The organism is Streptomyces tardus (assembly GCF_018101125.2).
Taxonomy (GTDB): domain Bacteria; phylum Actinomycetota; class Actinomycetes; order Streptomycetales; family Streptomycetaceae; genus Streptomyces; species Streptomyces tardus.
Genome location: NZ_JAELVF020000004.1, coordinates 327,076 through 349,580, shown reverse-complemented (window position 1 = coordinate 349,580; position 22,505 = coordinate 327,076). Strand labels below are relative to the sequence as shown.

At 73.3% G+C, this 22,505-nt stretch carries 21 protein-coding genes and 1 pseudogene; 8 read left to right on the top strand and 14 right to left on the bottom strand.

Features of this window, described 5'->3' with window-relative positions:
- Positions 1 to 163 precede the first annotated feature (163 nt).
- The 4 genes and pseudogenes from JGS22_RS24045 to JGS22_RS27495 form a co-directional block, all read right to left on the bottom strand.
- Positions 164 to 1,183 carry an ABC transporter permease gene (locus JGS22_RS24045; protein WP_211041754.1) on the bottom strand — a complete coding sequence of 340 codons (1,020 nt, stop codon included), beginning with the start codon at positions 1,181 to 1,183 and terminating at the stop codon, positions 164 to 166.
- Positions 1,184 to 2,686, bottom strand: a complete 1,503-nt coding sequence (locus JGS22_RS24040) for a sugar ABC transporter ATP-binding protein (RefSeq protein WP_211041759.1) — start codon at positions 2,684 to 2,686, stop codon at positions 1,184 to 1,186.
- A 366-nt stretch (positions 2,687 to 3,052) separates the two neighbouring features.
- Positions 3,053 to 4,234, bottom strand: coding sequence for an ROK family transcriptional regulator (locus tag JGS22_RS24035; protein WP_211041753.1), 1,182 nt, complete (start codon positions 4,232 to 4,234; stop codon positions 3,053 to 3,055).
- A 215-nt stretch (positions 4,235 to 4,449) separates the two neighbouring features.
- Positions 4,450 to 4,677, bottom strand: a pseudogene (locus JGS22_RS27495) (hypothetical protein); the annotation flags it as partial.
- Positions 4,678 to 4,916: 239 nt separating this feature from the next.
- Between JGS22_RS27495 and JGS22_RS24020 the strand changes: the two are divergent.
- Positions 4,917 to 5,075, top strand: a complete 159-nt coding sequence (locus tag JGS22_RS24020; RefSeq protein WP_216815144.1) for a hypothetical protein — start codon at positions 4,917 to 4,919, stop codon at positions 5,073 to 5,075.
- A gap of 90 nt (positions 5,076 to 5,165) precedes the next feature.
- Here the strand turns inward: JGS22_RS24020 and JGS22_RS24015 are convergent, their stop codons facing one another.
- On the bottom strand, positions 5,166 to 5,663 hold the full coding sequence (locus tag JGS22_RS24015; RefSeq protein ID WP_211040554.1) for a phosphatase domain-containing protein: 498 nt from the start codon (positions 5,661 to 5,663) through the stop codon (positions 5,166 to 5,168).
- A gap of 304 nt (positions 5,664 to 5,967) precedes the next feature.
- Between JGS22_RS24015 and fdhD the strand changes: the two genes are divergently transcribed.
- On the top strand, positions 5,968 to 6,882 hold the full coding sequence (gene fdhD / locus JGS22_RS24010; protein ID WP_211040555.1) for a formate dehydrogenase accessory sulfurtransferase FdhD: 915 nt from the start codon (positions 5,968 to 5,970) through the stop codon (positions 6,880 to 6,882).
- Positions 6,883 to 6,896: 14 nt separating this feature from the next.
- On the top strand, positions 6,897 to 7,496 hold the full coding sequence (locus JGS22_RS24005) for a DsbA family protein (RefSeq protein ID WP_308405873.1): 600 nt from the start codon (positions 6,897 to 6,899) through the stop codon (positions 7,494 to 7,496).
- Here JGS22_RS24005 and JGS22_RS24000 read toward each other — a convergent pair.
- Positions 7,454 to 8,605: a bile acid:sodium symporter family protein gene (locus JGS22_RS24000; RefSeq protein WP_211040557.1), complete on the bottom strand. Its 1,152-nt coding sequence runs from the start codon at positions 8,603 to 8,605 to the stop codon at positions 7,454 to 7,456. The genes JGS22_RS24005 and JGS22_RS24000 overlap by 43 nt on opposite strands.
- Positions 8,606 to 8,891: 286 nt before the next feature.
- Between JGS22_RS24000 and JGS22_RS23995 the strand changes: the two genes are divergently transcribed.
- From JGS22_RS23995 to JGS22_RS23980, 4 genes are all read left to right on the top strand, one after another.
- Entirely contained in the window at positions 8,892 to 10,721 is a 1,830-nt protein-coding gene (locus JGS22_RS23995) for an AMP-dependent synthetase/ligase (RefSeq protein ID WP_211040558.1), read from the top strand.
- 336 nt (positions 10,722 to 11,057) lie between these two features.
- Positions 11,058 to 11,642, top strand: coding sequence for a sigma-70 family RNA polymerase sigma factor (locus JGS22_RS23990; RefSeq protein ID WP_211040559.1), 585 nt, complete (start codon positions 11,058 to 11,060; stop codon positions 11,640 to 11,642).
- On the top strand, positions 11,639 to 12,397 hold the full coding sequence (locus JGS22_RS23985) for an anti-sigma factor (protein WP_211040560.1): 759 nt from the start codon (positions 11,639 to 11,641) through the stop codon (positions 12,395 to 12,397). Before JGS22_RS23990 ends, JGS22_RS23985 begins: the two co-directional genes overlap by 4 nt.
- The gene (locus tag JGS22_RS23980) at positions 12,394 to 13,797 is read left to right on the top strand and encodes a cryptochrome/photolyase family protein (protein ID WP_211040561.1); all 1,404 of its coding nucleotides are present in this window, start codon (positions 12,394 to 12,396) and stop codon (positions 13,795 to 13,797) included. Before JGS22_RS23985 ends, JGS22_RS23980 begins: the two co-directional genes overlap by 4 nt.
- A gap of 151 nt (positions 13,798 to 13,948) precedes the next feature.
- On the opposite strand, the gene JGS22_RS23975 is transcribed toward JGS22_RS23980, so the two are convergent.
- From JGS22_RS23975 to JGS22_RS23965, 3 genes are all read right to left on the bottom strand, one after another.
- Entirely contained in the window at positions 13,949 to 14,563 is a 615-nt protein-coding gene (locus JGS22_RS23975; protein WP_211040562.1) for a hypothetical protein, read from the bottom strand.
- A gap of 130 nt (positions 14,564 to 14,693) precedes the next feature.
- Positions 14,694 to 15,203, bottom strand: a complete 510-nt coding sequence (locus JGS22_RS23970; RefSeq protein ID WP_211040563.1) for a putative immunity protein — start codon at positions 15,201 to 15,203, stop codon at positions 14,694 to 14,696.
- Complete coding sequence (locus JGS22_RS23965; protein ID WP_211040564.1) at positions 15,200 to 15,892, bottom strand: putative immunity protein; 693 nt, start codon at positions 15,890 to 15,892, stop codon at positions 15,200 to 15,202. Before JGS22_RS23965 ends, JGS22_RS23970 begins: the two co-directional genes overlap by 4 nt.
- 97 nt (positions 15,893 to 15,989) lie before the next feature.
- Between JGS22_RS23965 and JGS22_RS23960 the strand changes: the two genes are divergently transcribed.
- Positions 15,990 to 16,727: a MerR family transcriptional regulator gene (locus tag JGS22_RS23960; protein ID WP_211040565.1), complete on the top strand. Its 738-nt coding sequence runs from the start codon at positions 15,990 to 15,992 to the stop codon at positions 16,725 to 16,727.
- Between the two features lie 161 nt (positions 16,728 to 16,888).
- Here JGS22_RS23960 and JGS22_RS23955 read toward each other — a convergent pair whose 3' ends face one another.
- From JGS22_RS23955 to JGS22_RS23935, 5 genes are read right to left on the bottom strand one after another with little or no spacing between them, the layout of a single operon-like run.
- On the bottom strand, positions 16,889 to 17,692 hold the full coding sequence (locus tag JGS22_RS23955) for a DUF1295 domain-containing protein (protein ID WP_308405872.1): 804 nt from the start codon (positions 17,690 to 17,692) through the stop codon (positions 16,889 to 16,891).
- The gene (locus tag JGS22_RS23950) at positions 17,689 to 19,029 is read right to left on the bottom strand and encodes an SAM-dependent methyltransferase (protein WP_211040566.1); all 1,341 of its coding nucleotides are present in this window, start codon (positions 19,027 to 19,029) and stop codon (positions 17,689 to 17,691) included. Before JGS22_RS23950 ends, JGS22_RS23955 begins: the two co-directional genes overlap by 4 nt.
- On the bottom strand, positions 19,026 to 20,369 hold the full coding sequence (locus JGS22_RS23945) for a class I SAM-dependent methyltransferase (protein WP_308405871.1): 1,344 nt from the start codon (positions 20,367 to 20,369) through the stop codon (positions 19,026 to 19,028). The genes JGS22_RS23950 and JGS22_RS23945 overlap by 4 nt, the downstream gene beginning before the upstream one ends.
- Entirely contained in the window at positions 20,366 to 21,106 is a 741-nt protein-coding gene (locus JGS22_RS23940) for a DUF1365 domain-containing protein (RefSeq protein WP_236074393.1), read from the bottom strand. The genes JGS22_RS23945 and JGS22_RS23940 overlap by 4 nt, the downstream gene beginning before the upstream one ends.
- A 53-nt stretch (positions 21,107 to 21,159) precedes the next feature.
- The gene (locus tag JGS22_RS23935) at positions 21,160 to 22,488 is read right to left on the bottom strand and encodes an NAD(P)/FAD-dependent oxidoreductase (RefSeq protein ID WP_211040567.1); all 1,329 of its coding nucleotides are present in this window, start codon (positions 22,486 to 22,488) and stop codon (positions 21,160 to 21,162) included.
- Positions 22,489 to 22,505 lie beyond the last annotated feature (17 nt).

The following is a 22,505-nucleotide window of genomic DNA, read 5'->3' as shown; positions in this document are numbered from 1 at the left end:
GGTTGCCGCTTCGAACGGGTGAAACCTCTGGGTGGGGCTGTGTGGCGCGGGTGGTGCGCGGGGTGGTGCGGTTGGCACGGGTGGTGGTGGGGCAGCTCTCGGGCCGCGCCCGCCGGCCGTCGCGCCGGTGGTGGCGCTCGGCGCAACGGCCGGTGGTGCGGCGCTAGTTGTCGGTGCGGTTCAGCCTGCGCTGGAGCAGTACGGCGGCCACGATGATCGCGCCCTTGGCGATCTGCTGCGGCGCGCTCTGGAGGTTGTTCAGCGCGAAGAGGTTGGTGATCGTGGTGAAGATCAGTACACCCAGCACCGAGCCGACGATGGTGCCGCGACCGCCGGAGAGCAGCGTGCCGCCGATGATCGCCGCGGCGATGGCGTCCAGCTCGTACAGGTTGCCGTTGGTGTTCTGGCCGGAGCCGGTGAGGATGATCAGCATGAACGCCGCGATGCCGCAGCACAGTCCGGACAGCAGGTAGAGCATCAGGCGCTGGCGCTTGACGGCGATGCCGGCGAGCCGGGCCGCCTCGGCGTTGCCGCCGATGGCGACGGTGCGCCGGCCGAAGGTCGTACGGTTGAGCAGCAGCCAGCCGAGCACCGTCACCACCGCGAAGACCAGCACCAGCGGGGGTATGCCGAGGACGTAGGCGTCCCGCTCACCGAGGCTGAGGACCGAGTCGACGGTCACCATCTGGGTCTTGCCCTCGCTGAGCTGGAGCGAGAGTCCGCGGGCGGAGGCCATCATGGCGAGGGTGGCGATGAAGGGGACCATCGGCCCGTAGGCGATGAGCACACCGTTGATCAGTCCGGCGCCCAGGCCGACCAGGACGGCGCACATCAGCATGCCGCCGAAGCCGAAGTCCTGGGTGGCCAGTGTGGTCGCCCAGACCGAGGCGAGCGCCACCATCGCTCCGACGGACAGATCGATGCCGCCACCGATGATCACGAAGGTGATGCCGACCGTCACCACGCCGATCACCGACGCCTGGGTCAGGATCAGTTGGAGGTTGCCGGTGCTCAGGAACTGGTCGGGCTTGGTGAGCGCGCCGACCAGTACGAGGATCGCGAGCACGCCCAGCAGCGCGAGCGTGCGCAGGTCCACCCAGCCGGGGAGCGCGGGCCGGGCCGCACTGCTCGTCGGCGGCCCCGCTGGGTCTGTCTTGCTGAGAGAGGGCGGGGAGTTCAACACTTAGGGCCTGCCTTCCGGCTCTGGCGAGCCTTCCATGACGAGATCGAGCACCCTGGACTCGTCGAGTTGCTCCGCGGGTGCGGTGTGGACGACGCGGCCCTCGCGCAGGACGAGCACCCGGTCGGCGAGCCCGAGCACCTCGGGCAGTTCGCTGGAGACGAGCAGGACGGCGACGCCCTGGTCGGCCAGCTGACGGATGAGCGCGTACAGCTCGGAACGCGCACCGACGTCGACGCCCCTGGTGGGCTCGTCGAGCAGCAGCACCCGGCAGCCGCGCAGCAGCCAGCGGGCCAGTACGGCCTTCTGCTGGTTGCCGCCGGAGAAGGTGCGTACGGCGCGCTCGGGGTCGTTGGGGTGGAGCGCCAGCTCCCCGGTGCGCGCGCGGGCGGCCGTGCGTTCGCCCTCGCGGTCCAGCCAGCCGCCGGTGGAGAAGCGGGGCAGCGAGGAGAGCGTGACGTTGCGGGTGACCGACTCCATCATCAGCAGGCCCTGGGCCTTGCGCTCCTCGGGCGCCAGCCCCAGGCCGGCTTTCACGGCCGCCACCACGCTGCCGGTGCGCAGCGGCTTCCCGTCCAGCACGACCCGTCCGGCGGTCGGCTTGCGAGCGCCGTATACCGTCTCCAGGATCTCCGACCGGCCGGAGCCGACCAGTCCGGCCAGGCCCACGATCTCGCCGGGCCGCACCACCAGGTCCACCGGCTCGAACTCGCCGCGCCGGGCGAGCCCTTCGACCCGCAGCACCGGTTCGGCGCTCTCGTCGAGCGGCTCGGTGCGGCGCGGGAAGGAGTACTCGACGTCGCGGCCGGTCATCAGCGCGACGATGTCCCGGGTGGCGGTGGACTGCGCGGGCAGGCCGCCCGCGACCGCGCGACCGTCCTTCAGCACGGTGACGCGGTCACCGATGCGGCGGATCTCCTCCAGGCGGTGGGAGATGTAGATGACGGCGACGCCGTCCGCGGTCAGCTCGGCGACGATCCGGAAGAGGTTCTCCACCTCGTCCGGGTCGAGCACCGCGGAGGGCTCGTCCATCACGATCAGCCGCACCTCGTGGGAGAGGGCCCGGGCCATGGAGACGATCTGCTGCCCGGCGGCGGAGAGTTCGCCCACCAGAGCGCGCGGGCTGATCTCCGGGTGGCCGAGCCGGCTCAGCAGCGAACGGGTGGCCCGCTCGGCCTCGCGCGCCCGGATGAAGCCCGCGGTCGCCAGTTCGTGACCCAGGTGGACGTTCTCCGCCACCGACAGATGGGGCACCAGGTCGAGTTCCTGGTAGATGGTGGCGATCCCCTTGGCCGTGGCGGCGCTCGGGGAGCTGAGCGTGACCGGGTGGCCCTGCCAGGTGATCTCTCCGTCGTCCGGCTGGTGGGCGCCGGCCAGGACCTTGATCAGCGTGGACTTGCCCGCGCCGTTCTGTCCCAGCAGGCAGTGCACCTCGCCGGGCGCGACCTCCAGGTCGACGCCGGCCAGCGCGCGTACACCGGGGAAGGACTTGGTGATGCCGGTCATGGTGAGCACCGGCGGCACCCGGGAGGGCCGCTCGCCCTGCCGGCCGGAGTCGTCCGGTGGCGGTGCGGAGGGCGGCTCCTCGACGGGCGGTGACTCGGGGGGTGAATCCTTGGGCGGGGGAGCCATGGCTGGCCTCCTGGGCAGTGTGTGCGCCGGTGTGCGGGCAGGACTGATCGCGGTGCGGGCGCGGGTACGCGGAAGCGGCTGTGCGTGTCAACCGCTCGGGGACCGGGACGAGTTGACGAAATATCAGGATGTTGCGGGCTGGATACGGGCCTTGCGGGTGCAGGTGGTGCGGATGCGGTGGTGCGGGTGGGTGGCGCCTGTGCTGCGGCTGTGCGGGACGGAGGTGCTGTCGCGGAGAGGTCAGGCGGAGGAGAAGACGTGATCGCTGATCAGCCGCGCCGCGCCGGTCACCCCGGCCGCGGCGCCCAATTCCCCGAGCACGATGGGCAGGTTGCCGGTCGCCAGCGGCAGCGACTGGCGGTAGACCTGGGTACGGATGCTGGCGAGGAGGTTGTGGCCGAGGCCCGTCACCCCGCCGCCGATGATCACCAGACCCGGGTTGAAGAAGCTGACGAGCCCGGCCAGCACCTGTCCGGTGCGCGCACCGCCGGCCCGGATGAGCTCCAGGCTGGCGGCATCACCGGCCGCCGCAGCCGCGGCGACGTCGACCGAGGTCAGAGTGCCGGCCGCGGCCAGTCGACTGGCGAGCTCCGGCGAACCGCCCTCGGTGGCCGCGATCTCCGCGTCCCTGGCCAGGGCCGCACCGCTGAAGTACGCCTCCAGGCAGCCGGTGTTGCCGCAGGCGCACGGCCTGCCGTCCGGCTCGGCCCGGATGTGGCCGATGTCGCCGGCGCTGCCGGTGGTGCCCCGGTAGACCTGGCCGCCGACCACGATGCCGCAGCCGATACCGGTACCGATCTTGACGCAGATGAAGTCGCGGACGCTGCGGGCGACTCCGGCCTGCTGCTCCCCCATGGCCATCAGGTTCACGTCGTTGTCGACCATGACCGGGCAGCCGAGCTCCTGGCTCAGCGCCTCGCGCACCGGGAACCCGTCCCAGCCGGGCATGATCGGCGGCGCGACCGGAACGCCCTCGGGGTAGCGGACCGGGCCGGGAACACCGACCCCGGCGCCGTCGAACTGCCCCGCCAGGCCGTCGTCCTGGAGCTTTCTGGCCATGGCGAGCGCCTGCTCGAAGACCGCGACCGGCCCCTCGCGCACGTCCATGGACTGGTTGAGGTGGCCGAGGATCTCCAACTCCGCGTTGGTCACCGCGACATCGATCGAGGTGGCACCGATGTCGATGGCCAGGAAGCGCAGCCCCGGCGCGATCCGTACGTTGTGCGAGCGGCGTCCGCCGCGGGAGGCGGCCAGTCCGTCGGCGACGATCAGTCCGGTCTCCAGCAGGCGGTCCACTTCGACGGCCAGCTTGGAGCGGGAGAGCTCGACCCGGTCCCCCAGCTGTGCCCGGGAGCTGGGCCCGCCGTCGCGCAACAGCCGCAGCAGTCTTGCCTGGTGGGGGTTGGCAGGTCGTGCCGTCATACGTCTCACCCTGCCCTCCTTCCCCGGCCCGAAGTGGGGAACCCGTGCCCTGTGCCGTCCCGGCGGTCGCGACGGACGAGTGCCGGCGACCGGCCGCTACGACCGTGGCGATGCTCAACGTCCCGCCGTGGTCGGCGATCGCCGACCACGGCGGGTGCTGGCCGCCGCCCGGGGCAAGGCGCCCGAGCCCCGGGCTCGCGCCGGCCGACGTACCCGCGCAGCCCCGGCGCGATCCGTACGTTGTGCGAGCGGCGTCCGCCGCGGGAGGCGGCCAGTCCGTCGGCGACGATCAGTCCGGTCTCCAGCAGGCGGTCCACTTCGACGGCCAGCTTGGAGCGGGAGCCGGAGCCGGCGTGAACGTCTTCGACGCGGCTACAGCGGCTGCGGGGCTGCGCGGGTACGTCGGCCGGCGCGAGCCCGGCGTCGCCAGACGGGCGCGCCAGCGGTCGGGCCGATCGCCCTCGCCCTGCCACTGGGCGAGCGTCGTACCGAAGGCGTACGGCGCCTCCGCGAGAGCGGCCAGCCGCAGCAGTCTTGCCTGGTGGGGGTTGGCAGGTCGTGCCGTCATACGTCTCACCCTGCCCTCCTTCCCCGGCCCGAAGTGGGGAACCCGTGCCCTGTGCCGTCCCGGCGGTCGCGACGGACGAGTGCCGGCGACCGGCGACCTGCAAGAATGGCGTGCATGGTCACCACAGTGCGCACGCGTCAGTTGGAGGACGGGACGATCCAGGAGCTGATCATGTCCAGGCAGTTGCTCGGGGCCGGCTTCACCGTCGTGCGGGCGGACTGGATGGGTGCGGCCGAGGAGTTGGGCGAGGCGCAGGAGCAGGGACGCACCTGACGGACACCGGCGGCGCGGGTCCGACAGCGGCCCTCCCGACGCGGATCCGCGTCGGGAGGGCCGCTGTCGGACCCGCGCCGCCGGTGTCCGTCAGGTGCGTCCCTGCTCCTGCGCCTCGCCCAACTCCTCGGCCGCACCCATCCAGTCCGCCCGCACGACGGTGAAGCCGGCCCCCTCGTACGCCTCGCAGACCCGCACGTCGTCGTCGACCACCACCTGCACGCGGCGCCGTTCGGCCAGTGACCGCAGCAGAACGAGCTTGGCCACCCGCGCGGGGCGGAAGTCCCGGTCCTCCCGCATCCAGAGCTCGCCCGCCGGCAGGCCCTGTGCCGCCAGCCAGCGCTTCGTGTCACGGCGACAGCGTTCGGGGCGTCCGGTGACGTACCCCAGCTCGCACTTTCCGGCCCACTCGCGCGCGAGCCGCACCCCCTCGGGCAGCGGCGGGTCCTGCCGGGCGGCTCGGAAGAAGGCCGCCCAGTCCTTCGGCCGCGACTCCAGGAAGTGGAGCCGGTGCCGGGTGTCGCAGAGGGTGCCGTCCAGGTCGAAGACCGCCAGGGGCGCCGGGTCACTGCCGGCCGCATCGCTCATATCGGCAGCCTAGAGTCTGCCGTTCGGGTCCTGTCGGATCGGGGGGCGCCCGGTACGTGCAGCTGCACGGCGGAGGACGGCGGCCCTGCGGAGCAGCGGCGACTGACGACAGCGCGGCAGATTCGGCTGCGCGTGGCAGGGCGCCGCGAGCCCGGCGAGGAGCCGGCCGACGGGCCACAGGGTCTGTCGTTCGGGTGCCGCCCGTCGTCGCGCCCGTCGGTGGACGGAGTCGGAGCGGGCGCCGGAGGGCGTTGCGGCGGGACAATGGGCGGGCACCTCTCCCCGACCAGTTGCAGGAGTCCACATGGGACGCGTCACCGTACGGCGCCCGGTCACCCGGATCCGCGAGGGCTCGGTCAGCCGACGCCCCGACACGCTCGTCGCCGAGGAGCCGATGGAGATCCGGCTGGGCGGTCGGCCGCTCGCCATCACCATGCGCACGCCGGGCGAGGACTTCGCGCTCGCGGTCGGCTTCCTGGTGAGCGAGGGCGTACTGGCGCAGCACTCCGAGCTGAGCGGTGTCGCCTACTGCGCCGGCACCGCCATGGACGGGGACGTCCCGTACAACACGTACAACACCGTGGACGTACGGCTGGCGCCCGAAGTCCCGCTGCCCGACGTGAGCCTGGAGCGCAACGTCTACACCACCTCCTCCTGCGGGCTGTGCGGCAAGGCGTCGCTGGACGCGGTGCGCACCCGCAGCCGCTGGCCGCTGCCGCCCGCCGGCGAGGACCGGCTCTCCACCGACACCCTCGCCGAGCTTCCGGACCGACTCCGTTCCCGACAGCGGGTGTTCGACCGCACCGGCGGGCTGCACGCCGCCGCGCTCTTCCGCTTCGACGGCGAGCTGGTGGACGCGGCCGAGGACGTGGGACGCCACAACGCCGTCGACAAGCTGGTGGGTCGCGCCCTCCAGGAGGACCGGCTGCCCCTCGCGCACACCGTGCTGATGGTCTCCGGCCGGGCCTCCTTCGAGCTGGCGCAGAAGGCCGTGATGGCCGGGATTCCGGTACTGGCGGCGGTCTCCGCGCCGTCGGCGCTGGCCGTGGAGCTCGCCGAGGAGACCGGGCTCGGGCTCGCCGGATTCGTGCGCGGCAGCTCGATGAACCTCTACGCCGGCGAGGACCGGTTCGCGCTCCCCTCCCCCGCCGAGGCGCCCGCATCGGCGTCCCGGTCCGGTTCCGCTTCCCCCTCCGCTCCCGACCCCGCCCCGAAGTGACCGAGGAGCAGCCCGTGCCGATCGCCGATTTCTGGTTCGACCCCTCGTGCCCCTACAGCTGGACCGCCTCCCGCTGGCTGCTGGAAGCGGCCGGGGTGCGGGAGTTGGAGCTGCACTGGCACGTGATGAGCCTGTCGGTCCTCAACGAACGCCTCGACGAGGACCCCGAGGGCGACACCGAGGGGTATCTGTGGGGCCCCGCCCGGCTCTGCGCGGCCATCGCCGAGCTCCACGGCGAGCAGGCGCTCGGCCGCTTCTACACGGCGTACGGCGAGCAGACTCGGGTACGGGGCCAGTGGCTCGGGTTCGAGGCTCCGCTGGCCGCCGCCGGTCTCCCGACGGGTCTCGCCGAGACTGCGTGGACGACCGCGTACGAGGAGCCGCTGCGCGCTTCGCACGCGCAGGCCGTGGCCCTGGTCGGAACCCGCGTCGGAACGCCCGTGCTGGCGATCACGGAGGACGACGGGGAGCGGCACGCCCTCTTCGGCCCCGTGGTGGCCCCGGCGCCTCGCGGGGAGGCGGCCGGGCGGTTGTGGGACGGCGTGCGCGCGCTCTCGGCGACCCCGAACTTCTACGAGTTCCGCAGGCCCGCCCCCGGCGAGCCGCCGCTCTGATCGTCCCGACCGGACGGCGGGTCCGTCGCTTCCGGGGCGCCCTGCGAGTCCGCAGCGCCGGCGCCCTGTGAGCCCTGAGCGTCCGGGCCGGCCAGCGCGCCCAGCGCGCCCGGGGCGGTCTCCGGCTGTGTCGCGTCGACCGCCTCCGCCCGCTCTGCCCGGCGGCCGAACCGCCGGGCGATCACCGCGCAGACCATCAGCTGGAGCTGGTGGAAGAGCATCAGCGGGAGCACGGCCAGCGATGCCTGTGCGCCGAACAGCACCGCGGCCATCGGCAGCCCGGCGGCCAGTGACTTCTTGGAGCCGGCGAAGAGCAGGGTGATGCGGTCCTCGGTGGCGAAGCCGACCTTCCGGCCGGCGTACCAGAGGAAGGTCAGCATCAGCGCCAGCAGTACGGTCTCCGCGCCGAAGAGCCCGACCAGCCGCCACGGGGAGACCGCGCTCCAGACGCCCTCGTTCATCCCCTGGCTGAACGCGACGTACACCACCAGCAGGATCGATCCGCGGTCGGCGCGGGAGAGCACACTGCGGTGCCGGGCGAGGAAGTCCCCGATCCAGCGCCGCAGCAGCTGCCCGGAGACGAAGGGGGCCAGCAGTTGGGCGCCGATGCCCAGCATGACGTCGGCGGAGAACCCCGCCACCTCGGTGCGGATCAGCAGCGCCGCGAGCAGCGGGGTCAGGAGGATGCCCAACATGCTGGAGTACGTCGCGGCGCAGATGGCGCCGGGCACGTTGCCGCGCGCGAGCGAGGTGAAGGCGATGGAGGACTGCACGGTGGAGGGCACGATGCACAGGAAGAGGAGCCCCATCCACAGTTCCTCGGTCAGCACATGGGGCACCAGGCCCCTGGCGGCGAGGCCGAGCAGCGGGAAGAGGACGAACGTCGCGCAGACCACGGCCAGATGGAGCCGCCAGTGCCGCAGCCCGTCCACCGCCTCCCGGGTGGACAGCCGGGCGCCGTAAAGGAAGAACAGCAGTCCGATCGCGATCTTCGCGGCGAGCCCGGCGGCCTCCTCGGCGGATCCGCCGACCGGGAGCAGGGCCGCCAGTACGACCGTGGCGAGGAGTAGAACGAGGAAGGGGTCGAGCAGTCGTACCAGGCGGCGCATGAGGAACACTGAATCACGGGGTGTCCCGCCGCCGCCGCTCTCCGCGGTGTTATCTCCGGCACGTACCCGGGGCATGCTGTGCAGGGGGCCGGGCACCCGCCGGGCCGGGGCGGAACCACCGGGCCCGTATGTGGAGATCACGCGAAGGGGGCGGCCCGCCGCCCCGAATCCCGGGCCCCGCAACGGTCGTTGCCCGGCGACCGCCTTCCCCGACTCCGGCTTGATCGGTTAACGTCAGCAGGCTGTGCGTGCACCACAGCACAGCGTTGTGAGGGAGAGAGCAACCGTGCGTGAGTTCACCGCCCCGCCGCTGACGACCGTCCCGCAGGCGGGGGGCCTGGCCGACTCGGTCTTCGAGCGTGCCGAGAAGGACCCCGGACAAGTGGCCCTCGCACGCAAGGACAGCGACGGCGTCTGGCGGGACGTGACCGCGGCACGGTTCCGCGACGAGGTCCTCGCCGTCGCGAAGGGGCTGTTGGCCGAGGGCGTCCGGTTCGGCGACCGGGTGGCGATCATGTCCAGGACGCGTTACGAGTGGACGCTCTTCGACTACGCGCTGTGGACCGTCGGCGCCCAGTCGGTGCCGGTCCATCCCACCGCCTCCTCGGAGCAGGTGGTGTGGATGTTCTCCGACGCGGACGTCACCGCCGCGGTGGTGGAGTCGGAGGACCACGCCATGACCGTCGGCGCCGCGATCGGTCAACTCCCGCTGCTCAAGCGGCTGTGGCAGTTGGACGCCGGCGCCGAGGAGCAGCTGCGGGCCGCCGGGGAGCGCATCGACAGCGAGGTGGTCCACCGCCACCGGATGGCACTCACCCCGGACACCGTGGCGACCATCACCTACACCTCGGGCACCGACGGCCGTCCCAAGGGCTGCGTGCTGACCCACTCCCACTTCATGTCCGAGTGCGACAACGTGAGCGCCTTCTGCCGCCCGCTCTTCAGCTCGGGCCTCAAACGTCCCCCCTCCACACTGCTCTTCCTCCCCCTCACTCATGTCTACGGGCGGATGGTCCAGGTCGCCGCGCTGCGCGCCGGGGTCCGCCTCGGCCACCAGCCTGAGCTGAACGCCGAGGCGCTGCTGCCCGATCTGCGCACGTTCCGACCGACGTACGTCCTCGCCGTACCCCACCTCTTCGAGCGGATCTTCGACGGCAGCCGCCGCGCTGCCGAACTGGAGGGCCAGGCCGACGCGTTCGGCAAGGCCGTGGACGTGGCGGTGCGGTACGCCGAGGCGGTGGAGCGCAGGGCCTTCGGAGAGGGCCCTGGGCCGGGGGCGAAGCTGCGTATGCAGCACCAGCTGATGGACCGCCTGGTCTACGCCAGGCTGCGGGAGGCGCTCGGCGGCCGGCTGCGGTACGCGGTGTCCGGGGGCTCGTCGATGGACCGCCGTCTCGCGCTCTTCTACGACGCCGCGGGGGTGCGGATCTTCGAGGGCTACGGGCTGACCGAGACCACGTCCACGGTCACGACCAACCCACCCGAGCAGACACGCTTCGGCACCGTGGGCCGGCCGATCCCGGGCACGACGGTCCGCATAGCCGACGACGGCGAGATCCTGGTGCGCGGTGGGCAGGTCTTCGCCGGCTATCTGCGCGACCCGGCCGCCACCGCACAGGCGCTGCGGGACGGCTGGCTGGCCACCGGCGACCTGGGCGAGCTCAGCGAGGACGGCTACCTCACGCTGACCGGCCGGAAGAAGGACGTCCTCGTCACCTCCGGCGGGAAGTCCCTCTCCCCGACGGTGCTCGAGGACCGGGTGCGCAGCCATCCGCTGGTCGCCCAGTGCGTGGTCGTCGGCAACGACCGCCCCTTCGTCGCCGCGCTGGTCACTCTGGACCCCGACGCGGTCGCACACTGGCTGGCGATGCACGAGCGCCAGGCCCCCTCGCCCACGGACCTGGTCAACGACGCCGAGCTGGAGCGCGAGATCCGCCGAGCCGTGGTCGGGGCCAACACCCAGGTGTCCAGAGCCGAGTCGATCCGCACCTTCCGGATACTGGGCCACCGGTTCACCGAGGAGCAGGGGCTGCTGACCCCTTCGCTCAAGCTCAGGCGCCGTGCGATCGAGAAGGCGTACGAGCACGAGATAGACGCCCTGTACCGCGCGGCCTGAGCGACCGGCCGGTACTCCGGCACACGGCGGCGCCCCCGTTCCTCCCGGCGCCACCCGCGCTCCCGTACGCCCGGCCCCGTTGCGTCGCGGCCCGTTGTGTCGCGGCCCGTGGGCCCCGTGTACGCTCCCGCGCGCGCCTCGGTGCCGCGCGAGCACCCTCGTGGCATCGTGCGCGGACCGGGCCCGCGGGGGCGAATTCGGCCCCCGACCAATCCGGCCGCGCCTCGGCTACGAACCGCAGGTGAAGCCGCGTATGGGAGGAACACACATGGGGTCTGAGCGCCCAGCAGTCCGTCTCCGGCCCGTCGGCCCGGTGACCGAACACGGTGCGGTCCTATGAAGGAGGCCGTCCACATTTCCGGTGTCACCGATCCGGGGCCCGATCTCCGGGAGCTGTTGAACCATGTCGCGCGCGGCGAGACGGACGCCTTCGCCGCGGTGTACGACCGGGTGTCGGGTCCGGTGTTCGGCCTGGTGCGCAGCGTGTTGAGGGATCCCGCGCAGGCCGAGGAGGTCGCCCAGGAAGTGATGGTCGAGGTCTGGAGGCGCGCGGCGCACTTCCAGCCCGACCGAGGCACCGCCATGGGGTGGATCATGACCCTGGCGCACCGCCGGGCGGTGGACCGGGTGCGTTCCGCGCAGGCGGCGACCGACCGCGAGGAGAAGGCTGCGCTGCTGGACCGCACGCCCGCGTTCGACGAGGTCACCGAACAGGTGGAGGCCCGGCTGGAGGCCGAGCAGGTACGGCGGTGTCTTCGCACGCTGACCGAGTTGCAGAACCAGTCGGTGACGCTGGCCTACTACCGCGGGCTGACCTACCGGGAGGTGTCCGAGCTGCTCTCCGTCCCGCTGGGAACCGTCAAGACCCGGCTGCGGGACGGTCTGATCCGACTTCGTGACTGCCTGGGGGTGACCGGATGAGCTCCGCCGACCTGCACACACTGACCGGCGCGTACGCGGTGCACGCGCTCTCCGAGGAAGAACGCGCGGCGTTCGAACGGCACTTGGCTGCCTGCCGCCCGTGCGCGGAGGAGATCTCCGAGCTGAGCGCCACCGCCGCGCGGCTGGGCCAGGCCGTGAGCGACACCCCGCCGCCGGAGATGCGGCAGCGGGTGCTGGACCAGATCGCCACCGTGCGGCAGGAGCCGCCGAAGGTGTCCGCCCGTGGGCGCGGGGGACGCGCGGGCGGCGCCCGTACGGCCCGTGCGCTGCCGAGGATGGTGCTGGCGGCCTGCCTGGCCGGGGTGGCGGCGTTCGGCGGTATCGCGGTGTGGCAGTACCAGCAGGCCGAGGACGCCCGGCAGCGCGCCGAGCAGGCCCAGCAGCGGTCCACCGACATCAGCGCCCTGCTCACCGCCCCCGACGCCAGCGTCGAGACCAGTGAACTCCCGGGCGGCGCCACCGGCACGGTGGTGGTCAGCCGCGAGCGGAACCAGGCGGCGTTCCTCGCCTCCGACATGCCGACACCGCCGCGCGGCAAGGTGTACCAGCTCTGGTTCAACGACGGTGGCACCATGCGTTCGGCGGGCCTGATGGACGCGCAGTCCGCACGCCCCGCGACCGTCATGGCCGGTGACCTGGACCGGGCCTCGGGGATGGGCATCACCGTGGAGCCCGCCGGCGGTTCCGACCGGCCGACGTCCGAACCGTTGGCGGAGATGGAGTTCCCCGGATGAGTCCGGATCCCGAACGCAGGGTGGCGGTGGTGCTGTTCACCGCCGACCTGCGCGTGCACGACCATCCGCCGCTGCACACCGCGGTGCGGCGTGCCGACGCCGTCGTTCCGCTCTTCGTGCGGGACAGCGGGGTGCGGGCCGCGGGGTTCGACGCCCCCAACCGGGCGGCGTTCCTTGCTCGTGCGCTGGAGTCGCTGGACGAGGAACTCCGCGCCAGGGGCGGGCGGTTGGTGGTGCGCGAGGGCGCGGTGGCCGAGCAGGTGCGCGCGGTCGTCGAGGAGGTCGGCGCGCAGGAGGTGCACCTCGCGGCCGATGTGAGCGGCTACGCCGCGCGACGCGAGGAAGCGCTGCGCACGGCGCTGGAGGGCACGGGGGCCGCACTGCACGTTCACGACGCGGTGTGCACCGTGCTGCCGCCGGGCGAGGTGACCCCGACGGGCAAGGACCACTTCGCGGTCTTCACGCCGTACTTCCGCCGCTGGTCGGGCAGTTCGCACCGCTCGGTGCTCGCCGCGCCGCGTCGGGTGGAGGTGCCGCGGGTGGCCTCGGCGGCGCTTCCCCCGCGTGAGGTGGCCGGCGTCTCGCCCCAGCTGGAGCCCGGCGGGGAGCGGGAGGGCAGGGAGCGGGTACGGCGCTGGTTGGCGCGTTCGGCCAGCGGTGTCGACGCCTACGAGGAGCGGCACGACGACCTTCCCGGCGACGCCACCTCGCGGCTCTCGCCCTATCTGCACTTCGGCTGCCTCTCCCCCGTCGAACTCGCCGACCGCGCGCAGCGCCACGGCGGCGTCGGGGCGGAGGCCTTCGTGCGGCAGCTGGCGTGGCGCGACTTCCACCACCAGGTGCTCGCGGCACGTCCCGCCGCGGCGCACGCCGACTACCGTCCGCGCGGCGACCGCTGGCGGAGCGGCGCCGCGGCCGAGCGGGACGCGCAGTCGTGGCGCGAGGGCCGTACCGGTTACCCGGTGGTCGACGCGGCGATGCGGCAGCTGAGCGCGGAGGGATGGATGCACAACCGCGCCAGACTGCTGGCGGCGAGCTTCCTCACCAAGACGCTGTATCTCGACTGGCGAGTGGGCGCCGCACACTTCCTGGAGCTGCTGGTCGACGGCGACGTGGCGAACAACCAGCTGAACTGGCAGTGGGTGGCCGGCACCGGTACCGACACCCGGCCCAACCGGGTCCTCAACCCCCTGGCGCAGGCCAGGAGGTTCGACCCGGAGGGCGCGTACGTACGGCTCTGGGTGCCGGAGCTCGCCGGGGTGGCGGGACGCGCGGTGCACGAGCCGTGGAAGCTGCCTCCCGAGCGGCGCGCAGAGCTGGACTACCCGGAACCGCTGGTGGAGTTGGGCGCCGGGGCGGACCGTATGCGCCGCGCCCGCGGCCTGGACCGGCCCGGCTGACCCTCGGGCTGCGCCCGGTGGCATACCGGTTCCACCGATGCGGACGAGTGCCGGTCCGCGCTCGCCCGAGCGGGCCGGGCGGCGCGGGCGCAGCCGGGTCGACGTGCGTCAGGTGTGGAGAGCGCAGGAGTGGTGTGTCGGTTGGGGCGTGTCAGGTGTGGCGGGCGAAGACCTCGCGGAGGCCGGCGAGGTCGGCCTCCTTCTCCGACTCGTCCTGGTAACGGCCGCCCTCCTCCCGCCGCTCCACGAGGGCTTCCGGAGTGAAGGGGCGGCCGAAGCCGTAGCCGCGCAGGCAGTAGTCGAAGCCGGACTCGCCGAAGAGGTCGACCTCCTCGCGGCGGCAGTACTCCTCCAGCCCGTCGGAGACGTGCCAGCTCTCGCCGTCGTACCAGAAGACGCCGCCCGCGTAGTGGATGGCCCGGCCCCCGGAGTCCGTGAGGTTCAGCGACTCGTAGTTCTCGGGGCGGTCGCGGACCAGGGCGACAAGGGGCTCGGGAACGCCGTCGTACAGGGACTCCTGGAGGGCGAAGTCGCCCTCGGCGTACAGGTTCAGCGAGGCCTCGTGGTCGAAGGTCAGCAGGAGCACTCGGCCGTCCTCCGCGAAGTACCAGACCGCGGACTGGCCGCCGCCGTCGTTCCAGGCCAGGCGGCGTGCGCCGGCCACCTCCACCGGCTCGACGCCCGCCAGCTCGTCCATGACGGCGGCCCTGCGCCGTACTTCCGGGAGGGGCGTCGCCACCAGGCCGTCCCACGTCGTGTTGCTCATGGCCGAAGGCTATCCACCACCTCTGACAACACCGGCCCCGACCGACCCACCGCTCTCCGTGTCCCCTCGGGTGACGCCGTTGTCGGCGGGCGTCGGCAGTCGCCGGCGGGAGCGCGGGTGGGCACGCCCGTCAGTCCGAGAACGCGAACCAGCAGATGCTGTCGCGGCATTGCTGGTCCCGGAGGACGAGCTCGCGGATGCGGCCGGGGAGCCGGTCGCGCTGCCGGTCCCGTTCCTCCCGGCCCGCCCCGGGGTCGTCCGGACGGGCGCTGCGCACCGCCTTGACCGCGTACGCCGCGGCGCCGAGGTCGTGTTCGGCGACATGGCCCACACAGGCGGCCTGTCCCGCCGCAAAGGCCGCGAAGCGGGCGGCGCCGGTCAGTGGGCGCGCGGCGCCCATCGCGTGGCCGCCGATCGCACGCGCCCGCATCATCGGCAGCTCTCCCGCGGCCCAGGCGCGGGCGGCGGCAACGGCCTCGCGGGGACGCGCGTCGGCCGGTTCCGCCCGCTCGAAGAGGTGCAGTACGTGTTCCGCGCACTGTGCCGCCCACAGGGCGAGCAGCCGGTGGTCGACATCGGTCAGCGTGCCGCCACGACGGATCGTGATCATGCGCGGGTCGCGTTCCCGGGGCAGGATCACGGCCGCCTCCGCGGCGCCTCGCCCGGCTCCCGGTCTGCCGGTTCCCCGGCGCACGACGCCGCTGCGGACGGCTCGCCGGCTGACGGCTCCTCGGAGGGCCGATCCGGAACGGGGCGCGCCGGAGCCGTCGAGGTGCTCCGCAGCTGCCGGTCGAGGGTGTGCACCAGACGTGCGACCGGAGTGCGACCGGCCGGGACCCGCGGATAGCGGTGGAGGACAGCCGTGAGCGACGGGGTGGCGCGGTGGAGTACGCAGCCCATCGGGTCCTGTCCGGGGCGCAGTTCGGGACACAGCTCGAAGACCCGTACGGTGTGCGCCGCGGCGCGCAGGATGTGGTTGACCTGGGCGGCGTCGGCCAGCGGATGGAGGTAGGCCGAGGCCGCCGCGTCGCCCGCAGCCGTCGCCGCGTGGAAGGCGGCCGGCGAGGAGCACTCCCGGCCCGCCCGGTGCGCCGCGGGGGCCGTCACGCGCTGGGCCCGGGACCGGGGTTGGCCGGCAGCGAATGCGGCTGCCGACAGCAGGGCCGCCCGGGGCCTGTCGTCGTGCGGATGCGCTGTCTCGAAGACCGGCAGCACCTGCTCGGCGCAGGCGAGTGCAAAGGCGGTGACGGCTCTGATCTCGTCCGTCGTCAGGAGGTGGTCTGGGGTGCGCGGGGGCTTTCTGCGCGAGGGGCCCGGCTGGTGGTCCATGCTTCACGATCGTAACTTTGAACCTTCGGTGGAGGGTTGGCCGATCTGTGCCGCGATGCTGCGGGGCTCCGAACCGTCGAACCTTCAAGGGAGTGGGATGCGACCGATCGATCTGGCGCGGGCGGTGGCCCTCTCACCGCAGGCGGTGCGCAACTACGAGGAGTGGGGCGTACTGCCGCCCGCTGCGCGGATGCCCAACGGGTACCGGCGTTACGGGCCGCTGCACCTGGCGGCGCTCAAAGCCTTCGTCGCGCTGGTGGGCGCTGCCGGCCACGGGCCGGCGCGCGGGATCATGGCGGCCTTCCACGCCGGTGAACCGGCCCGCGCCTGGGAGACGTTGGACGCGGTGCACGCCCGTGCGCTGGCCGACCGGCGCACCGTACGCCTCCTCGACGCGGCGCTGAGGACCGCCGACGGGCGGTCGGCCGCCTGCGGGCGCGGGAGCAACTCCGGTGAACAGCCGCTCGGGGCGGGAGAGCTGGCCCGCAGGGTCGGGGTCACCACGACCGCGCTGCGGGGCTGGGAGCGCGCGGGGGCCCTCTCGCCGCCGCGTGGACCCACCGGACATCGCCGCTACGGCCGCGAGGACGTGCGCGACGCCGAACTGGCGGCGCTGCTGCGGCGGTCCGGCCACGGGCTCGCGGAGATCGCCTCGGTGCTGGGCGAGATCCGTCTGCGCGGGGACGCCGCCCGCGCGCGGGCGGCGGTCGAGGAGCGGGCCCGCACGATCGACCGGGACGCCCGCGCGCTCCTGTCCGCCTCGGCCGCTCTCGCCGGCTATCTGGCGCTCCGGGAGGAACGTTCGGGCCCGGCGGACGGGAAACCGCCGTCCTGACAGCGACGCCGGCACCGACACCGTACGGACGGCCTCCACCGCCCAGACCGCACGCCCGCCCAGACCGCCGTACGACCCGACCGCCGCACGACCCGACCGCCCTACGCCCGGACCGCCGTGCCCGGCACGGGCCGCCGCCGGGCGTACGGCGGTTGGCGCGTTCAGCCGCGCTTCGGCGGGAGCGGGAAGAACCCGCTGGTGCGGGCGGCGTACTCGGCGAAGCCCGGGCGGTCGGCCATGCTCTTCTCCAGCAGCCGCTTTCCGCTGCCGACGGTCAGCAGCAGGCTCATCACCACCGGGGAGACCAACACCGCCGCCGCGACCGCCGGGTCGGAGGCGGCCAGCAGGAACAGACCCCACCAGACGGCGAAGTCGCCGAAGTAGTTGGGGTGCCGGGTGTACTGCCACAGTCCGCGGTCCATGATCAGCCCGCGGTGGGCCGGATCGGCCTTGAAGCGGGCGAGTTGGTGGTCTCCGACCGCCTCGAAGAAGATCCCGACGCACCACAGCAGAACACCCGCCACCACTACCGCGGGCACCGGTTCGGGGAGGTAGCAGGCGGCCTGCACCGGCAGCGAGATCAGCCAGACGAGCGCGCCCTGGAGCAGATAGACCTTGCGGAAGGCGTAGGCGTCCCTGCTGCCGGGGGCCTTGCTCAGCATCCGGTCGTAGCGCGGGTCCTCCCCGTGGCCGGCGCCGCGCCGGGCGATGTGCACCGCCAGCCGCAGGCCCCAGCCGGCGGTCAGGACCAGGGTCAGCAGCCGCAGCCCGCCGTGGCCCTGGCCGGCCGAGAGCAGGTACGAGACCAGGGCCACCGCGGCGAAGGCAGCGCCCCAGGCGCTGTCGACGATTCGGTGCATGCCGCGGGAGCGCGCCAGCAGGAAGGTGACGCACATGACCGCGAGAGCGGCGAGCGCGGAGTACAGCAGGTTGGTGGCGAAGTCCGCCCAGGGATAGTCGTTCACGCCGCCACCCGCTGAGCGCCGAACCGGTCCGCCGCGGACTCGGCGAAGCCGCTCTCGCCACCGGCGGTGGGCCGCACCGCCAGCAACTGGTCGACGCCCATGCGGCGTTCCTCGAAGGCCAGCGCACCTCCGACGAGGTAGAGCTGCCACACTCTGGCCGTCTCCTCGCCGACCAGGTCCACCACCTCGGACCACCGCTCCTGGAGCGTGCGGTACCAGGCCCGCACGGTGTGGACGTAGTCCTCCCGCATCGACTGCACCTCCCGCACCTCCAGTCCCGCGTTCTCCAACAGGGTGACGGTGTCCCCCACCGGGCGCATGTGCATGTCGGGGGCGATGTACGCCTCGATGAACGCGCCGCCGCCGGGTGCCACCGACCCCCGGGACATCTGCTGGACGAGGAGCCGTCCGCGCGGGCGCAGCATCCGGTGCAGGAGCGCGGCGAACGCCGGGTACTCGGCGTCGCCGACGTGCTCGCCCATCTCCACAGTGGCCACCGCGTCGTACGAACCGTCGCCGGTCAGGTCGCGATAGTCCAGGCGGCGCACCTCCACCAGTTCCTCCAGACCGCGCTCGGCGGCCTGCCGGCGCACGTGCGCGGCCTGCTCCGCCGCGAGGGTGACGGCGGTGACCCGCACCCCGTAGCACTCGGCGGCGTACAGCGTCAGCGAGCCCCAGCCGCAGCCGACGTCCAGGAGCCGCATCCCGGGGGCGAGCGCGAGTCTGCGGCAGATCAGGTCGAGCTTGGCCCGCTGGGCGTCGTGCAGACCGTAGGCGCCGGCCGTGCCGTCCTCCCGCACCGCGCGGGACCCGGGCTCCCGGGCCCAGTGGGCGCAGGAGTAGGCCATCGTCGGATCCAGCAGCAGGCCGTAGAAGTCGTTGGACAGGTCGTAGTGGTGCGCGATGACGGCCTCGTCGCGGGACTTGCTGTGCAGTGCGCCCTCGGGCCGGGCCTCGGTGCGCGGACGCGGCGGGCGCGGACCCAGCGCGCCCAGCCGAAGTGCGGTCCTCGCCGCCCGGATGCCGGTGCGGTCGCGCACCAGGCTCCTGGCGGTCGGCGGGCGCAGACCGCCCTCGCGCACCGCGCCCCAGACGGCGCGCAGCCCCTCGGCGAGGTCTCCCTCCACCGCGAGGTCGCCGCTGATGTACGCGCGGGCCAGGCCGAGTTCGTCGGGCTGCCAGACCAGGTGGCGCAGCGCCCGGCGGTGACGCAGCACCAGCACCGGGGCGTCGGCGGGCCCGCTCTCGCTGCCGTCCCAGGCGCGCAGCCGTACCGGTAGCGGGCCACCGAGGAGTTCACCGACGAGGCGGGTGATCTGGGGGGCGGCTCCGCTCATGGGGTGGGCTCCTCTGTGCTGTCGGACCGGGCCTGCCCGGCCGGTGTGGCGGGCGCGTCGGGTGTGCCGGGCGCGTCGGGTGTGGCGGGCGCGTCGGGTGTGCCGGGCGCGGTGAGCAGGAACTGCTGGACGTCGAGGTAGCCGGAGCGGAACCCTGCCTCGGAGTAGGCGAGGTAGAAGGTCCACATACGGCGGAACGTCTCGTCGAAGCCCAGCTCCCCGACCTCCTCGGCGCGGGCGGCGAACGCCTCCCGCCACAGTCGGAGCGTCTCGGCGTAGTGCGGACCGAACCCGGCGCGCCGGGTGATCTCCAGGCGCGGTGCCGCCTGTTCGGCCACCGCCTCGGTGGAGGGCAGCATCCCGCCGGGGAAGATGTACTTCTGGATCCAGGTGTGGGTGCGGCGACTGGCGAGCATCCGCTCGTGCGGCATGGTGATGGCCTGGAGCGCCACCCGGCCGCCGGGTGCGAGCACATCGGCCAGCTTGGCGAAGTAGGTGGGCCAGTACTCCACGCCCACCGCCTCGATCATCTCGACACTGACGACCGCGTCGTACTCGCCGGTCACCTCCCGGTAGTCGCAGAGCTCGACGGTGGCCGCGTCCCGGTGGCCGGCCGCGGCGATGCGGCTGAGGGCGAGGGCCCGCTGCTCCTCGGAGAGGGTCACGCTGGTCACCCGTGCACCGCGCGCAGCGGCCCGGATCGCCAACTCGCCCCAGCCCGTGCCGATTTCGAGCACGCGAGTGCCCGGTCCGACCTCCGCGAGGTCGAGCAGCCGGTCGATCTTGCGGTGCTGCGCGTCGGTCAGCCGGTCGGGCGTGGCGGGCAGCGAGCGGAAGATGCCCGAGGAGTAGGACAGAGTGCTGTCGAGGAAGAGCGCGAAGAGGTCGTTGGACAGGTCGTAGTGGCGGCTGATGTTGCGCTTCGAACCGCTCGGGGTGTTGCGCTGGGCGCCCGGCTGGCGCGCCGCCCAGACTCCGCGCAGCCGTTGCAGCGGGGCCGGTACCAGGGTGGCCATCTCGGAGGCGAGCACGGTGAGGACCGCGACGAGGTCCGGGGCGTCCCACTCGCCCGCGAGGTAGGACTCGCCGAAGCCGATCAGTCCGGTGCGGCCGAGCCTGGCGTGGAAGGCGCGCGGATCACGGATCTCCATCAACGGGCCGCCCCGACCGAGGAGTTCGCCGTCGGGCAGGCGCACCCACAGGGGCAGCTGTGCCACCGCTCGGCGCAGCAGCCGCTCGGTGGCCCACCTGCGGGCGGCCGAGGCCGACGGCACCGAGGCAACGTCGGGCCAGCGTTCGGGATCGATCGCGCTGGGGCTCGGGGAGAGGGTCGTACTCACTCCACACCTTCCTGGGACTGGTGACGGGGACGGGGACGCACGGGCAGGCCGCGCAGCCAGAGCAGCACTCCGTGCGCCCTGATGGCGGCGCTGACGGCGAGCGTCGGCCAGGGGTGCCGGACGGCCGCGCGCAGCAGGGCGGCGGTGCCCGGCTGTTGGCGTTCGCCGCGCACGGTCGCGGTGAACGGACGGGAGCCCGCGTGCTCCCAGTGGACGGCGAGGTCCAGGGCGCGGTCCGGCAGCGGCAACCGCATCCGGTAGCCGCCCTCGACGGGCAGGAACGGCGAGACGTGGAACTCCTTGGCCGTCTCGGCGCGTCCGCGCTCGTCGGTGCGCAGCAGGTAGCAGTGCCGCTCGCCGTAGGTGTTGTGGACCTCGGCGACGACACAGCGCAGCCGCCCCTGCGGGTCGTGGCACCAGTAGAGCGAGAGCGGGTTGAAGACGTGGCCGAGGACGCGTGCGTTGGCCAGCATCAGTACCCGGCCGCCGGCCAGGTCGACGCCCCGCGCGGCCAGGAAGCGCTCCAGCCCCTCGCGGATGGTGGGCGCGGTCCCGGCGAAGTGGTCGGCGGAGCGGAAGCGTGCCAACGGCCGCAGCAGACGCGGGAGTCGGGGCGGCCGGGCGAGGTCGATCAGCCACATGTACGTGCGGTGGCGCACCAGGTGCCGCTTGGGTGCCGTGCGCACGTGGGTGACCCGGCAGCGGTAGAGGGCAGCGGCCACCGGCGGGTCCGGCAGCGCGCTCTCCTGCGCGTGGTGCGCCGTGTCCGCCCGGGGGTCGTTCGCCGCGTTCACCAGCGCACCCCCAGCGCCGCCGCGGCGTCGACCCCCGAGCGACAGCCGTCCTCGTGGAAGCCCCAGCCGTGGTAGGCGCCCGCGTAGGCGGTGACGGGCCCGGCCAGCTCGGGCAGCCGCAGCTGCGCCGCCCTGGTGCCGTGAGTGAAGACGGGGTGCTCGTAGACCATCTCGGCGAGCACCAGGTCCGGGTCGATCCGGTCGCCGCCGCCCAGGGTGACGACGTACTCCCGGTCGGCGTCCAGCCGTTGGAGCCGGTTCATGTCGTAGCTGACGCGTACGTCGTCGGCACCGGTCTCGCAGTGCGGCATCAGGTAGTTCCACGAGGCGCGGGCGCCGGAGCTGCGCGGCAGTACGGAGGTGTCGGTGTGCAGCAGTGCGGTGTTGCGCGAGTACCGGAAGGCGCCGAGGACCTCGCGCTCGTCCGGGGTGGGGTCGTCGAGGAGCGCGAGCGCCTGGTCGGGGTGGACGGCGATGACCACACCGTCGGCCTCCTCGACGGCGCCGCCGGCGGTCGCCAGCCGCACGCCGCCGGCGGTCCGGCGGACCGAGCGCACGGGGGAGGCGAGGTGTACGGCGGTCAGCTGCTCGGCGATCCGGTCGACGTAGCTGCGGGACCCACCGGTGACGGTGCGCCAGGTGGGAGAGCCGCCGACCGAGAGCATCCCGTGGTGGTCCAGGAAGCGGAAGAGGTAGAGCGCGGGGTAGCGCAGCGCGGTCTCCGCCGGGCAGGACCAGACCGCGGACACCAGCGGAATGGCGAAGTGGCTGACGAAGTACGGCGAGAAGCGGGAGCGGCGCAGGAAGTCGCCGAGCGTGACGCCGGCCGCCGGCCCGTCCTCCCGGTCCGCTCCCCCGCCGGCCTCCGTCGGGGCACCGGGCCGGGCGTCGGCCCGGTGCAGCAGCGTCCTCGCGGCACGGTGGAAGCGCGGCACCTCCGCGTACATCCGCAGGGTGCGGGGACGAAGTGCCCGGCTCGGCTTGGCGAACAGGCCGGCCGGGCCGCGGGCTCCCGCGTACTCCAGGCCGCAGCCCTCGCACCGCACCGACATGCTCATCTCCGACTCCTGCGTGGCGACGCCGAGTTCGGCGAACAGCCGCAGAAGACGGGGGTAGGTCCGCTCGTTGTGGACGATGAAGCCGGAGTCGACGTGATGGACCCGGCCGTCCGGGGTGGCGAGGTCGTGGGTGTGGGCGTGACCGCCCAGCCGCTCGTCCGCCTCGTAGAGCGACACCTCGACGCCGCCGCGATGCAGCACATGTGCCGCGCTCAGGCCCGCGACTCCGCTGCCCACCACGGCGATTCGGCGCCGGTCTGCCGCCATGTCGGTCCTCCTGAGAT